This window comes from Clostridium neonatale (genome assembly GCF_001458595.1).
Taxonomy (GTDB): Bacteria; Bacillota; Clostridia; order Clostridiales; family Clostridiaceae; genus Clostridium; species Clostridium neonatale.
Genome location: NZ_LN890323.1, coordinates 61338 through 75643 on the forward strand (window position 1 = coordinate 61338; position 14306 = coordinate 75643).

Here is a 14306-nt window from a genome sequence, read left to right on the forward strand (position 1 = left end):
TATTAATTTACATTAAAAATTTATAATAGTGTATTATTTTATTCTCGTTCTGTATCTCCCCAAATTATTGTGTATCATTTTAATAATTAATAATTTTTTCCAATTGCGTAAGTTCTAATGTTCACCTATAAATTAATATTATGATACAGAACTTGGCACGACTTTTGCTTTATATAAAAGTATAACTCAAGATTAATCTTAATTTAAGAAAGGAGTAGTTGCAATGATAGCATTAATTGTCGGAACACATGGCATGTTTTCTAAAGAACTAGTAAAGTCTGCTGAAATGATTTTTGGAGAGCAAAAAAATATTGGCTATGTAACTTTCGTACCTGGTGAAGGTACTGAAAACCTAATATCCAAATATGATGAAATAATAAAAGAACTAGATTGCACTGATGGAATTTTATTTATGGTTGATCTTTTTGCTGGTAGCCCATTTAATGCTGCAAGCATGCTTGCTATAAAAAATAGTAATATGGAGATTGTCACTGGAGTCAACTTACCAATGATACTTGAAGTTTTCAGTAATAGGGAATCTTCAACATTATCTGAATTAGTAAACATCGCAGAGAAAAGCGGAAAAGAATCAATAAGAAAATTAATAAAACAAGCTTCTGAAAGCTTCGAGGAGGATGATTTATAATGAAAATTGCATTAGCAAGAATAGATGATAGATTAATACACGGACAAGTTGTAACAGTCTGGTCAAAAGAAACAAAATGTCAAAGAATAATTGTATGTAACGATGATGTAGCAAATGATGAAATTAGAAAAACTCTACTTACTCAAGTTGCTCCTCCTGGAGTTAAATCGCATGTTGTTGATATAGATAAAGCAATCAAAGTTATCAATAATCCAAAATATGAAAATGATATAGTCTTACTGCTTTTCACTAATCCAACAGATGTTTTAAGGTTAGTTGACGCAGGAATAGACATTAAGAGTGTCAACATAGGCGGTATGTCATTCAAAGAAGGAAAAACTCAAATAACACCTGCTATTTCAGTTAATGCCGAAGATATTAAATCATTTAAAGCATTAAATAAAAAAAATATAGAATTAGAAATAAGAAAAGTAGCTTCTGATTCAAAATCTCTTATTATGCCTCTAATAGAAAAACTTTAATAGTTATCTACTAAACATACTATACCCTTAATCCCAAACCATAAAAATATAAATAATAGCTAAATATCAGGTAGCTATTATTTATATTAATCAAAATCTGTATATATATTTTTTATATATAAATTATCAATAAAGGGGGAAATCATTATGGAAATTAATGCATTTCAAATCATTATTATTTTCTTAATTGCATGTATTTCTGGTATGGGATCAGTTCTTGATGAATTTCAAACTCACAGACCATTAATTGCATGTACATTGATCGGACTTGTTTTAGGTGATTTAAAGACTGGAATTATTATTGGTGGTACATTAGAAATGATGGCTTTAGGCTGGATGAATATCGGTGCTGCAATGGCTCCTGATGCTGCTCTAGCTAGTATTATTTCAACTATTATCGTAATTGCTGGAAAACAAGATATAAGTGCTGGTATTGCAATTGCAATTCCAATTGCTGCTGCTGGACAAGTATTAACAATACTTTGTAGAACAATTACAGTTTTCTTCCAACATCAAGCAGACAAATGTGCTCAAAATGGTAACCTTACAGGAATTGATATGTGCCATTTAGGTGCTCTTGGAATCCAAGCTCTTCGTGTATCTATTCCTGCAGTAATCGTTGCTAGCTTTGTTGGTACTGATATCGTTCAAAACATGCTAGCTGCAATACCAGAATGGGTAACTAGAGGTCTACAAGTTGGTGGTGGTGTAGTAGTTGTAGTTGGATACGCTATGGTTATTAACATGATGGAAGCAAAACACTTAATGCCATTCTTCTTCTTAGGATTTGTAGTTGCTGCAATAAGTCAATTAAATTTAGTTGCTTTAGGTATAGTTGGTGTCGTTTCAGCTGTAATCTATATTCAATTAAATCCTAAGTTCAATACTAATAGAACAGCAGTTGAGATGGCATCATCAAGCATTGCTGATGATGAATTAGACTAATCAAGGAAAGGATGGTAATCAATATGAGTGAAAAAAAATTAACTAAAAGTGATCTTAAAAGTGTATTTATTCGTTCTAATTTTCATCAAGGTTCTTGGAACTTTGAAAGAATGCAAGCTCTAGGATATTGTTTTGCTATGATTCCAGTAATAAAAAGATTATATACTGGTGAAGAAAGAAAAGAAGCACTAAAGAGACATCTTGAGTTCTTTAATACGCAACCGTTTGTAACTGCTCCAATCCTTGGAGTAACAGCTGCCATGGAAGAACAAAAAGCTAACGGCGCTGAAATCGATGCTGGTGCAATAAATGGTGTTAAAGTTGGTTTAATGGGACCTCTTGCAGGTGTTGGAGATCCAGTATTCTGGGGAACATTAAGACCAGTTGTAGCTGCACTTGGTGCTTCTATAGCATTATCAGGAAGTGTTCTTGGACCAATATTATTCTTCGTTTTATTTAACGCAGTACGTCTTGGAATTAGATGGTGGGGAGTTTCTTACGGATATAGTAAAGGAACTACTATAGTTGGAGATATGGCAGGCGGTAAGCTTCAAAAATTAACAGAAGGTGCTTCAATACTTGGTCTATTCGTAATGGGTGCACTTGTTAATAGATGGACTTCAATCAATGTTCCTTTAGTTGTTTCAACTATAACAGCTCAAGATGGTACAACTACAGTAACAACTGTACAAAACATATTGGATCAATTATTACCTGGATTACTTCCATTATTATTCACATTCATTTGTATGAAACTACTTAAGAATAAAGTTAATGCAGTATGGATTATCTTTGGAATATTCATTCTTGGTATAATTGGTTATTCATTAGGAATATTCGCTTAATAGAACATTAATTAGAATAAGTAATAGAGATCTTTCTAAATCTCTATTACTTATTTTTTAATATCTTTTTAAAGTTTTCTACTTCCTTTAAAGTTTCTTCACGTTTTAATTTATTTAAATTTCCTCTTCCAAGTCTATCACACCTTGATACTAAAATCATTTCATCAACATCAACATCTTCAAGCATTTGCTTAATATTTTGAAACCTTGAATTCTTTGTTACAAATAAAATCTGCATGTGCCATCTCACTAATGAAATTACTTTATTTATAAAAACCTCATCTTGATTAAAATATTCTAAAAATTCTCGTGCCATCTTAGCTCCCACTGTATCATGATTATAAGATGTCAATTTTCCTTTTCTTAATTTTGTGGTAGGCTTCTTTCCCAAATCATGTAAAAGCAATGCCCACATAAATGCCTTTTTGTCCTTGCTTCTCTCTCTCACTATTGCGCCTTCATCTACTACCATCATGGCATGAATAAATACATTTCCTTCTGGATGATATATTGGGTTTTGTTCTACAGTCAATAAGTCTTTTATCATGGATAATGGATACTCATCAAAATCACCATTTTCAACTTGCTCATTTAAATATATAGATGGTTTTTCATCATTTAATAAATGTTTTTCAATCTCTAAAAATTTTTCCTTCATCAGATATTCTCCTAACTTCATAGATTTATCTTTTTTATCTATTAGTTATTATTTGAATTTCATGATTTTAAATTCATATATTTTATAAATAAGGTATGTACAAGGTTTAGTGAATAATACCTGAAATGAAACACTCATGTTATTCTCGCTTTTCTACAAAAAACAATGGATTCATTTCTTTGTTCCATCGTAATAATTAGTTTATAGAAAAACAAAGAAATTCAATATATGAATAGGCGTAGTATTGTATTAAGAAATTTAAGCTTTTAACTTCTTAGAGAGAGGTTGTTCCAAAATTATTTGTCCAACACTTGCTGTTGGAGCAAATAGTTTTGGGCACACCCTCTCTCTTTAGAAGTTTGGTACTCTATAAGTGTAGATACAAATCATAAATATATGATTTAACATCTGCACTTATTTTAATTTATAATAAAGGGAGTAATTTGGTATGACGACTTTAGAATTGGGTTTTAACATCCGTAGCTAAAACTGTCAGCCATCCCTTATTATAAAGATTCGATTAAGCAGGTTGAAACCGTACGGCTTTCGTGTAACTAACCAAAATGAATTGTAATAAGTGTGGGTGGATTAAAATTACAATAATTTTTTAGGAGGATTAACATGATTAGTGTTGGAATTGATGTTTCAAAAGGAAAAAGTACAGTATGTATATTGAAAGAATATGGTGAGGTTATTAGTGAACCACATGAAATAAATCATACTGAAGCTGATTTAAAAGCATTAGTTGAATCTATTTCTGAATTAAATGAAGAAACTAGAGTTGTTATGGAAGCGACCGGTGCATACCATTTGCCACTACTTACTTATCTTAAAAATCATGGTATATTTGTAGCCGTAATAAATCCATTAATTATGAAAAAATATTCTGCTATAGGATTAAGGAAAGGTAAAACTGATAAATTAGATTCTATCAAAATAGCTAATTATGGAATTGATAATTGGTTTAAATTAACTGACTATGAAGCAACAGATGAGGTGTATTCTGAATTAAAATTATTAGGTAGGCAATATTCTCATTATATAGCTATGAGAATAGAGAGCAAACTTGTACTAAGTAATCTATTAGATAGAACAATGCCAGGAATTAAAAATCTATTAAAAAATAGATCCGATAAGCCAGAGAAAGATAAATTAAATGATTTTGTTAAAGAATACTGGCATTACGATAATATTACCAAGAAAAATGAAAAGCAATTTATAAATAGTTATTTTAAATGGGCAAAAAATAAAGGATACCATCAAAGTGAAACAAAAGCAAAACAGATATATGCTTTAGCACAAGAAGGCATCCCTACACTATCTTCTAGTACCCCATCAACCAAAATGTTAGTATTAGAAGCTGTTCGAGTTCTTAGCGAAATAGATAGAACTCTATCTATGATATTATCACAAATGCAAGAATTAGCAAGTAGTTTAAAGGAATACAATGTTGTTAGAAATATGCCTGGAGTTGGAGATACATTGGCTCCACGCTTAATTGCTGAAATCGGTGATTTAAAACGCTTTTATAATAAAAAGGCTTTGATAGCTTATACGGGTATTGATTCACCTCCTTTTGAGTCGGGACAGTTTGTTGCAAACAAACGTCGTATTTCTAAAAGAGGTTCTGCATTATTACGAAAAACTGGATATGAAATTATGAAATGTATCAAAAGTGCCAAACCAAAGGATGATCCTATATTTTTATATATGTTAAAAAAAGAAGCAGAAGGAAAACCTAAAAAAGTTGCTAAAATTGCTGCATTAAATAAGTTTCTAAGAATATACTACGCTAGAGTAAAAGAAGTCTATAATACTTAAATTTAGATAGTATCTATATCTAAATTAAACAGAATTTCTGTTTAATTTATTTGTCATGCAAAAAATATATAAAAAACCTGCTAAAAAAAACTTGATTTTTCTTAGCAGGTTTTAGCTTAAATTTCCCTACAATCGAGCCTATCATATATTGAATTTCGGTTATTTTCCCATAAACTCAGTACGTCCTTTATTTAAATTGCTGAGTTTCCTCTTTCACCAGTTCTTATTCTTATACAATCAGCTATATCAATTACAAAGATTTTTCCATCTCCAACTTCTCCTGTTCTAGCTATTGATAAAATTAATTCTATAACTTCTTCTACCTTTTCATCTTCAACAACAATTTTAACTTCTATCTTTTGGAGAACATTTGTAACTACTTCATTTGTTCTATAGTACTCAGTCCATCCACGTTGCTGACCACATCCCATTACCTGACTTATAGTTATACCATTTATATTTTCATTTTTTAATGCTGTCTTTATTGCTTCAAGCTTTGATGGTCTTATAATAGCTTCTATTCTTTTCATGACTTAATTCCCCCTAATCTAATCCATTAAATGATGGATAAGCAGATTCACTATGTTCAGTTATGTCTAATCCTTCTGCCTCTGAATCTTCTGAAACTCTGATATCACCAAATAATTTTATAACTTTAACTATTATAAATGTCATAACTCCTGCAAATACTATAGTTATAATTATACTCATTATTTGTGCAACAAATAACTTAGTATCATCAAAAAATAATCCATTCCATTGTGCTGCTGAATTTATTGATTTTTGTGTGAATAGTCCTGTAGCTATTCCGCCCCATATGCCTCCAATTCCATGGCATCCAAATGCATCAAGAGCATCATCATATCCAAACTTAGATTTAACCTTACCCATAAAGAAGAAACATATAGGAGATACAAGTGCTCCAATTATAATTGATGACCAAAGTGGAACAAACCCTGCACCAGGAGTAATTGCTACAAGACCTACAACTGCTCCAGTCGCTGCGCCAAGAACTGTTGGCTTACCATGTTTCACTTTTTCTATTAACATCCATGTAAGCATTGCACAAGCTGCTGATGTATTTGTTGTCATAAATGCATGTACAGCTAATTCATTTGCTCCTAATGCACTACCTGCATTAAATCCAAACCATCCAAACCAAAGTAATGCTGCTCCTAATACAACTAATGGAATATTGTGTGGTTTATATGACAACATACCATATTCTCTTCTCTTTCCTAATATAATACAAGCTACGAGTCCTGATACACCTGAGCTTATATGAACTACATTACCACCTGCGAAGTCTACTGCTCCTAATGCTCTTATTAAACCACCGTCTCCCCATACCATATGGGCTAATGGATAATAAACTAAAATAAGCCATGCAGCAACAAATACAAATAGAGATGAAAATTTCATTCTTCCAACTAATGATCCTGTAACAAGCGCTGGTGTTATTATTGCGAACATCATTTGAAATGCTGCAAATAATAATTGTGGAATATTAGATGCATATGCACTATTAGGTTCTGTACCAACTCCACTTAGACCAATATAATTAAATCCGCCAATTATTCCATGAAAATCAGTTCCAAAAGAGAGTGAATACCCTATTAGTACCCACATTACTGATGCTAGTCCACAAATAAAGAATGATGACATTATTGTATTAAGTACGTTTTTTCGACGAGCCATTCCTCCATAAAAAAATGCTAAACCAGGTGTCATAAAGAATACTAATGCTGAACAAATCAATATAAAGCTAATATCTGCAAAATTTAAATCCATATAAAGTTCCCCCTAAAATTAATAAACTTAATTTTTTGATAAGAATTCATTATATATTTAAAAGTAACGTGCACATTAATTTAAATAATAATTATCTAAAAAATTTTATAAAAAAAGACGTTTAGGAATATACTTCACGTATACTTTTCCTAAACGCCATCGTTATATTTCTAGTATATGTATTCACTTATATTTTGTCAATACTTTTTTTGACATTTTTTAAATTTTACTTAATATGTTACAAATTTATCATATATCTTATAACCTTTATTACTATAGTATTTTAATTGAACATATGGTTTTTACTACTATATTATAGAATTTATTATACCAAATTAAACAATATCTTATTTCGACAATCAATTTTTTTTATAAAATTCTAAAATTTTTTTCATTTTTTCTCTAATATCAAAGTATTTATTAGGCATATCTTCGTCCTTATCTATGAGTTGAAGTAGATTCGTTATATCTCTAATTTTACTTATTTTATACCAATCATCTATCAAAATATAATTTGATTGCTTTTTATATTCATCTTCAAATNTACCAAATTAAACAATATCTTATTTCGACAATCAATTTTTTTTATAAAATTCTAAAATTTTTTTCATTTTTTCTCTAATATCAAAGTATTTATTAGGCATATCTTCGTCCTTATCTATGAGTTGAAGTAGATTCGTTATATCTCTAATTTTACTTATTTTATACCAATCATCTATCAAAATATAATTTGATTGCTTTTTATATTCATCTTCAAATGCATTTATTAAATCATTATTAAAGTACTCATCATATCTAAAGAATTGTCCAATGTCAGCTAAAGGATGACCAGCCATGCAAAATTCCCAATCCAATACACCTGATAAATTTCCTTCATTATCAATAAGTATATTTGTTCCTTGAAAATCTCCATGAACCATTCTAGGATCATTATCTAATGCTTTTAATATATGTTCATTCTCATCTACTATCTTATAAATCTGATTTTTTATTTTTTCTCCCAATCTTATTTGAGCATTTTTTCCCATAAACATCCTGTACCATTCGCTTAATGGTGGAGTCAAAGATTTTATTTGTAAATTATCATCTAAAAATCCCACTTTATCATATTTATTTTTATGTATAATTGCCATAGTATTTGCAACTTGTCGTACAAAATTTTCTTCTATTATATTTCCTTCTCTAATATAACTGCTAAGACTTTGTCCATCTAATCTTCTATATATTACAAATTCTCTATTTTCAATTATCTCATGATTATCAAGTCTATATATTTCTGGCACTTTAATTTCGTTTCTTAATTTATTAAATAATTTAATTTCTCTTTTATAGCTTTCATTATTATCAAAAAATATTTTTAATATAAAGCTCCCTTTATTTTTAGTATCTATTTTATAATTAGTAGTCCTACAACCTTCATCCATTCTTGAAATATATTTAATATCTTCTGCCTTTAATATTCCTCTAAATAATATTTTTATTTGTTCCAAATTTAAATTTAAATAGGGCATTGTTCTTTCCCAATTATGCTCCAAGCAAATCACATCCTAAAGTATTCTTATATTCTTGTATTCTTGTATGTAGCTATTTATATATATATATTTCTTCTAATATTCTTATATATTTCTCCTGTTATATATAACTATATTAACTATGACCTTTAAATATTTTACCATAAATATAAGTGACAACTAAAATTTATATTTTGCTATTCAATCTTACTCAGCCAATTGCATGCAGACCAAGTTTCTACCAAGCATAGTGGATATAAACATAATATAATTTTCTAAAAGAAAAAAATATCTCAAGCTATGTATTTTAGCTTGAGATATTTTTATTAGCTCTAATTTCTATTAGAATTTTAATTCAAATGAATCACAATCTGTACATGCTTTTTGTGTTGGATCAGATTCATGTGTACCTACTTGAATTACTTCTAGGGTACAATAATCCTTTTGTTGTGCATGGTGCTTACAATTGTTTACTGTACATTTAATACATTCATTTACTGACATTAAAATCACTCCTTCTGACAACTTAGTCAGTAATATTATCTGCACTATCAAAAAAAATATACTTGTCTTATTTATTGATAATTAATATCATTTACTTTTTTGATTTACTTCTATTTATTTAACTAAGCTATTAATTTTTGCACATATTCATACGCATCTACTATAGCTTTAGTTTTGGTTTCATATATATTTTCTTCGCCCAACCTATCTGTAAAGCCCATTCTTTTCAAAACTCTAGCCGGCTGTTCATTTACATGTGTAAGATATAGTTTTATATTCAGTTTTGAACATTGGGCAAGCAACTTATTTATAGCATCTACTGCTGATGCATCTATAGCATGAGTATGTCTCATATCTAAAATCAATACTTCCATTGATTGATTTAATTCTTTAGTTTTATGTATAAAGTCCTGAACAACACCAAAAAATATTGGTCCATTTACTTGATAAATATTTATTTTCCCTGCTGCATCTTCAAGCATTTCTGTTATATCGCCCTCGAATACTTTTTCATATACTAAATCTCTTATCTCTGTTGTATCTGTAACTCTCTTCATAAATAGTGCCATTGTCATTATCATTCCAAAACCAATAGCAACAACTAAATCAAAGATTACTGTACATCCAAACGTAACTAATAGAACTATTATATCACTCTTAGGTGCACGTAACAGTTCTTTAAATGTTCTCCAACCACTCATATTGTAAGCAACTACTATTAATATTGCTGAAAGTGTTGTCATTGGTATCATTTTTGCAAGAGGCATTAGTAATAACATTGTAAATAGTAACGTTATTGCATGAACCATGCCTGATATTGGACTTTTACCACCAGATTTTATATTTGCAGCTGTTCTAGCTATTGCTCCTGTTGCTGGTATTCCTCCAAATAATCCTGAAGTAATATTGGCAATCCCTTGCGCTACTAATTCCATATTTGAATCATGTGTATCATCTATCATTTCATCAGCCACAACTGCTGATAATAATGATTCTAATGCCCCTAATATTGCAATTGTTATTGCTGGTGCAAATAGTTTATTTATAGTAGCTATACTGAATGAAGGTAATGCTGGAATTGGTATAGCCGATGATATTTCAGTAAATCTGCTACCTATTGTATCTACTGGCAAATGTAAAACTTGTACTAAAAGGGTAGATGCTATAAGTGCTATCATTGAACCCGGTATTACTTTATTTACTTTAGGCCAAAGTGCTATTATTACTATACATCCTATCCCAATCGCTAATGAATATATATTTAATGTATTCATATTTGCGAAATAGCTTTCCCATTTTGGAATAAATTCTGCTGGTACATTATCTATTCGTAATCCTAGCAAATCTTTAAGCTGACCTGAGAAAAGTGTAACTGCTATACCAGCAGTAAATCCAACTGTTATAGTTTTAGGTACATACCTAATAAGAGAACCAAATCTTAATAATCCCATAATAACTAATATAATTCCTGCCATAATTACAGCTGTAATTAATCCGTCTAATCCATGTTCTGCAATTATTGAATATATTATAGTAACAAATGCAGCTGTTGGACCTCCAATTTGAACTTTACTTCCCCCAAGAAAAGAAATTAGAAATCCAGCAAAAATTGCTGTTATAAGACCTTTTTCTGGTGAAACACCAGATGATATAGCAAGTGCTATTGATAGTGGTAATGCTATAACAGCCACAATAATCCCCGCTATTATATCTTTTGCCACCTGATTCTTAGTGATCTCTTTGTTTTTGAACATTGTAAAGAGTTTTGGCATCATTGTTTTATCACATCCTTTAAATTTGTACCCTATAATATTACTCTTTTTTACATAGTCAGTCAAAAAACTGCTTCAAAGTAATGTTTATCATTCTAATATCTATTAAAATCTACAACGTTTTCTCACAAAATCTCTTAATAATTTAATAAAAACTGATGTTATTAAATTATTTAATAATATCAGTTTCATATATAGTTTATATTTTATTATTTGCTTAATATTATATTCAATTCTTCTTTCAATTCATCACTTATTGCTGTTAATGGTAATCTAACTTCATCAGACTCAATTAATCCTTTTTTCTTTAAACAAAACTTAATAGGAGAAGGATTCGGCTCTTTAAATAAAAGGGGAATAAATTCATATAGTTCTTTCCATACTTTTAACGCATCCACATGGTTATTAGATTTTACAAGATTATATACTTTTATAAAATCAGCAGTTCTTAAATGTGCAGATGCCATTATTCCCCCATGACCTCCAAGTAAGAGTGTATTATAAAATAATCCATCATCTCCAGTTAATATGGAAAAATCTTTTGGTGGGTTTAAAAGTAAATCTGTAGTTTGCTTCAAGTTAGCACAACAGTCCTTTATTCCAATTATATTATTTAAATCAGCTAGCTTATATATTGTTTCATTTTCTATATTTACACCTGTTCTATATGGAATATTGTATACAACTATATCTAATCTTGTAGCTTCAGATAAGCTTTTAAAATGCTCAAATATTCCTTTTTGACTCGGTTTTGAATAGTAAGGTGTAACAGAAAGTATCCCATCAATATCATATCTTTCTATTGTCTTCACTTTCTTTACTAATTCACTAGTATTATTACCTCCAAGTCCAATATATATAGGAACTCTTTTATTATTTACTTCAATTGTTTTCTCTACTATTTCCTCATACTCACATGATGATAATGTTGGTGATTCTCCTGTTGTTGCAAGAGGCATAAACCCATTTACTCCTTGATCTATATAATGATTAATCATATTTTCATATGATTTAACATCTAACTTTCCATCTTTAAATGGCGTTACTAATGGTACAATTACTCCTTGAATCTTCATTTTTTAATACACTCCTTTTAATTTTGTAATTAAATAGGAAAACCCGCCTGGCATAAAACCAGACGGGTAGAGTTAATCACACTTAAAGCTAAGATGAAACTATTGTTTAAAACTTTTCAAATATTCTTATATACATATAAGTAATCATAATAAATAGTTCCATCAAACCTTTGTAGCTCTCCACTTTCGTGACAGTTATACATATATTCTATGCATCCCCAGAAACAAATCTTTGCATAATTTCTTCCTTCGGCCATAGCACCTTTCCTAAATTAATCATAGCTTGCCAGCTCATAATAAGTACTTATTGCTTATAGCACCTCTACCTTAGGTTTTTCCTAATTAAATTACTAATAATTATAACACTATGTCGGTAATATGTAAATATTTTTTAATTTATCTAAATAATTATAAAATTTATAAATCAAAAAATCCTAAAATGACTTTTATAAACAACATTCCTACTACTAATAAAATAATTGGTTTAATGAATTTTGCTCCATTTTTAACTGCTAAATGAGCTCCTATATAGTTTCCTGCTATGGAACATACTGCAGCTGGTATTCCTATAGCAAAAGACACTTTAGAACTCAATATGTAAGCCATTAACGCCCCCACATTAGATGCAAGATTAACTACTTTGGCATTTCCTGATGCAGTAATTAAGCTAAAGCCTAATAATGATGTAAAAGCTAGTACCAAAAATGTTCCTGTACCTGGCCCGAAAAAGCCATCATATCCTCCTATTATAAATCCAATTATTAAAGATAAAATATACAGCTTTCCTTTAGTAATTTCTTTTTCTTCTTCTAATGAACCAAAACTTCTATTAAACAATAAGAATACGGATACAATTGGTAATATAATCATTAAGCAATAATGTAGATACTTTTCATCTAATATTAAAACTAATTTTGCTCCAAACCAAGATCCTATTATTGCCCCAATAGCTGATAATATAGCTGGCTTTAATTTTATATTTCCACTTTTAAAAAACTTACTAGCCGCTACAGCTGTTCCTATACTATTAGCAAATTTATTAGTTCCATAAGCCACATGTATAGGTACACCAGCAAAAATATATGCTGGAAGTGATATTAATCCACCACCGCCAGCAACTGCATCAACAAATCCTGCTAAAAATACTAGTGGGCACACTATAATTAGCATTGTTATATATGATTCCATATAATTCCCCCTATTTATGTCCAATGCTTATATTTTAGATATATTCTGATTTCATGTCAAATAATATATAACAATTTCATATGTGAATATTTCCAAAAAGTATTCTTAAACAAGGATTTATCAACTTATATATAGAATAATTTATATGTTATCTTTATTTTTATTATAAAGATTTATATTATATAAATTTATAACTCAAGCTATAGCAAGAAAGAAGGATTTATTCATGTATACTAATTATATATTTGACCTTTATGGAACATTGATAGATATACATACTAATAAAAAATCTAAAATTCTTTGGAGTAAACTTTCATTGTTTTATTCATTTAATGGCGCCATATATTCCTCTAATGAATTAAAAACATCATATCTTAATAAAGTTAAAGAAAAACAGAAATCTTTATCTCATACTAAATATCCAGATTTCCCATTAGAAAATATATTTAAAATTCTTTATGAAGAAAAAGAAGTTAAACCATCTGAAGATTTAGTTAAATCAACAGCACATCTGTTTAGAACTCTTTCAATAAAATATTTAAAACTTTATAATGGGGTAATAGAACTATTAGAATTACTAAAAAGAAAAGAAAAAAATATTTATCTATTATCAAATGCTCAACAAGTATTCACTCTGTATGAAATGAGAATTTTAGATATAGAAAAATATTTTGATAAAATCTATTTTTCATCTGATTATTATATTTGCAAACCTGATTCAAAATTTTTTGAGCAATTAATTAGTGACCTTAATTTAGATATAAAAAAATCTATAATGATTGGAAATGATCCTATTTGTGATATAAAAGGTGCTCAGTCAGTTGGATTAGATACATTATATATACATTCAAATTTATCTCCTGAAATAAAACACGAATTTAATCCTACATATAAAGTGATGAATGGAGATGTTAATGAAATATCATCGCTTATTATAAACTAAAAAGAGATAGTTATTTCTAACTATCTCTTAAACTTACCTAGCAACGTCCTACTCTCCCACACAGTCTCCCATGCAGTACCATCGGCGCTATAGACCTTAACTTTCCTGTTCGGAATGGGAAGGA

The 14306-nt window shown here is 29.3% G+C and carries 14 protein-coding genes, 1 rRNA gene and 1 riboswitch; of the genes, 6 read left to right on the forward strand and 9 right to left on the reverse strand.

Going from position 1 to position 14306, the window contains the following annotated elements; genetic code table 11:
• Positions 1–223: 223 nt before the first annotated feature.
• From BN2920_RS00375 to manZ, 4 genes are all read left to right on the forward strand, one after another.
• Positions 224–646 (forward strand): mannose/fructose/sorbose PTS transporter subunit IIA, encoded by a 423-nt coding sequence (locus BN2920_RS00375; RefSeq protein WP_058293094.1) that lies wholly within the window; start codon positions 224–226, stop codon positions 644–646.
• Positions 646–1128, forward strand: a complete 483-nt coding sequence (locus BN2920_RS00380; RefSeq protein ID WP_058293095.1) for a mannose/fructose/sorbose PTS transporter subunit IIB — start codon at positions 646–648, stop codon at positions 1126–1128. Before BN2920_RS00375 ends, BN2920_RS00380 begins: the two co-directional genes overlap by 1 nt.
• 147 nt (positions 1129–1275) lie before the next feature.
• Complete coding sequence (locus BN2920_RS00385; RefSeq protein WP_058293096.1) at positions 1276–2073, forward strand: PTS mannose/fructose/sorbose transporter subunit IIC; 798 nt, start codon at positions 1276–1278, stop codon at positions 2071–2073.
• A 23-nt stretch (positions 2074–2096) separates the two neighbouring features.
• Positions 2097–2918 carry a PTS mannose transporter subunit IID gene (gene manZ / locus BN2920_RS00390; RefSeq protein WP_058293097.1) on the forward strand — a complete coding sequence of 274 codons (822 nt, stop codon included), beginning with the start codon at positions 2097–2099 and terminating at the stop codon, positions 2916–2918.
• 46 nt (positions 2919–2964) lie between these two features.
• Here the strand turns inward: manZ and BN2920_RS00395 are convergent, their stop codons facing one another.
• Positions 2965–3576: an HDIG domain-containing metalloprotein gene (locus BN2920_RS00395; RefSeq protein ID WP_058293098.1), complete on the reverse strand. Its 612-nt coding sequence runs from the start codon at positions 3574–3576 to the stop codon at positions 2965–2967.
• Positions 3577–4197: 621 nt separating this feature from the next.
• Between BN2920_RS00395 and BN2920_RS00400 the strand changes: the two genes are divergently transcribed.
• Positions 4198–5397, forward strand: coding sequence for an IS110 family RNA-guided transposase (locus BN2920_RS00400; protein WP_058293047.1), 1200 nt, complete (start codon positions 4198–4200; stop codon positions 5395–5397).
• Positions 5398–5588: 191 nt separating this feature from the next.
• Here BN2920_RS00400 and BN2920_RS00405 read toward each other — a convergent pair whose 3' ends face one another.
• The 7 genes from BN2920_RS00405 to BN2920_RS00430 form a co-directional block, all read right to left on the reverse strand.
• Positions 5589–5927 (reverse strand): P-II family nitrogen regulator, encoded by a 339-nt coding sequence (locus tag BN2920_RS00405; RefSeq protein ID WP_058293099.1) that lies wholly within the window; start codon positions 5925–5927, stop codon positions 5589–5591.
• A gap of 13 nt (positions 5928–5940) precedes the next feature.
• A complete protein-coding gene (locus BN2920_RS00410) occupies positions 5941–7188 on the reverse strand; it encodes an ammonium transporter (protein WP_058293100.1) in 1248 nt (415 codons plus the stop codon).
• Between the two features lie 575 nt (positions 7189–7763).
• Positions 7764–8723 carry a phosphotransferase family protein gene (locus BN2920_RS00415; protein WP_058293101.1) on the reverse strand — a complete coding sequence of 320 codons (960 nt, stop codon included), beginning with the start codon at positions 8721–8723 and terminating at the stop codon, positions 7764–7766.
• A gap of 318 nt (positions 8724–9041) precedes the next feature.
• Positions 9042–9203 (reverse strand): DUF1540 domain-containing protein, encoded by a 162-nt coding sequence (locus BN2920_RS20830; protein WP_083498679.1) that lies wholly within the window; start codon positions 9201–9203, stop codon positions 9042–9044.
• A 122-nt stretch (positions 9204–9325) separates the two neighbouring features.
• Entirely contained in the window at positions 9326–10978 is a 1653-nt protein-coding gene (locus tag BN2920_RS00420) for a SulP family inorganic anion transporter (RefSeq protein WP_058293102.1), read from the reverse strand.
• A gap of 206 nt (positions 10979–11184) precedes the next feature.
• Positions 11185–12051: a 4-hydroxy-tetrahydrodipicolinate synthase gene (dapA, locus tag BN2920_RS00425; RefSeq protein WP_058293103.1), complete on the reverse strand. Its 867-nt coding sequence runs from the start codon at positions 12049–12051 to the stop codon at positions 11185–11187.
• 165 nt (positions 12052–12216) lie between these two features.
• A riboswitch (Lysine riboswitch) is annotated at positions 12217–12384 on the reverse strand.
• An 84-nt stretch (positions 12385–12468) separates the two neighbouring features.
• Positions 12469–13239, reverse strand: coding sequence for a sulfite exporter TauE/SafE family protein (locus tag BN2920_RS00430; RefSeq protein ID WP_058293104.1), 771 nt, complete (start codon positions 13237–13239; stop codon positions 12469–12471).
• 226 nt (positions 13240–13465) lie between these two features.
• On the opposite strand from BN2920_RS00430, the gene BN2920_RS00435 reads away from it, so the two are divergent.
• Positions 13466–14182, forward strand: a complete 717-nt coding sequence (locus BN2920_RS00435) for an HAD family hydrolase (protein ID WP_058293105.1) — start codon at positions 13466–13468, stop codon at positions 14180–14182.
• A gap of 35 nt (positions 14183–14217) precedes the next feature.
• On the opposite strand, the gene rrf is transcribed toward BN2920_RS00435, so the two are convergent.
• Positions 14218–14306, reverse strand: a 5S ribosomal RNA gene (rrf, locus tag BN2920_RS00440); the annotation flags it as partial.

Excerpts from the sequence above, each read along its gene's own strand:
- BN2920_RS00435 (WP_058293105.1), top strand. The coding sequence starts at position 13,466 with ATGTATACTAATTATATATTTGACCTTTATGGAACATTGATAGATATA.
- BN2920_RS00375 (WP_058293094.1), top strand. The coding sequence starts at position 224 with ATGATAGCATTAATTGTCGGAACACATGGCATGTTTTCTAAAGAACTA.
- BN2920_RS00400 (WP_058293047.1), top strand. The coding sequence starts at position 4,198 with ATGATTAGTGTTGGAATTGATGTTTCAAAAGGAAAAAGTACAGTATGT.
- BN2920_RS00395 (WP_058293098.1), bottom strand. The coding sequence starts at position 3,576 with ATGAAGGAAAAATTTTTAGAGATTGAAAAACATTTATTAAATGATGAA.
- BN2920_RS00420 (WP_058293102.1), bottom strand. The coding sequence starts at position 10,978 with ATGATGCCAAAACTCTTTACAATGTTCAAAAACAAAGAGATCACTAAG.
- BN2920_RS00380 (WP_058293095.1), top strand. The coding sequence starts at position 646 with ATGAAAATTGCATTAGCAAGAATAGATGATAGATTAATACACGGACAA.
- BN2920_RS20830 (WP_083498679.1), bottom strand. The coding sequence starts at position 9,203 with ATGTCAGTAAATGAATGTATTAAATGTACAGTAAACAATTGTAAGCAC.
- manZ (WP_058293097.1), top strand. The coding sequence starts at position 2,097 with ATGAGTGAAAAAAAATTAACTAAAAGTGATCTTAAAAGTGTATTTATT.
- BN2920_RS00430 (WP_058293104.1), bottom strand. The coding sequence starts at position 13,239 with ATGGAATCATATATAACAATGCTAATTATAGTGTGCCCACTAGTATTT.
- BN2920_RS00410 (WP_058293100.1), bottom strand. The coding sequence starts at position 7,188 with ATGGATTTAAATTTTGCAGATATTAGCTTTATATTGATTTGTTCAGCA.
- BN2920_RS00405 (WP_058293099.1), bottom strand. The coding sequence starts at position 5,927 with ATGAAAAGAATAGAAGCTATTATAAGACCATCAAAGCTTGAAGCAATA.
- BN2920_RS00385 (WP_058293096.1), top strand. The coding sequence starts at position 1,276 with ATGGAAATTAATGCATTTCAAATCATTATTATTTTCTTAATTGCATGT.
- dapA (WP_058293103.1), bottom strand. The coding sequence starts at position 12,051 with ATGAAGATTCAAGGAGTAATTGTACCATTAGTAACGCCATTTAAAGAT.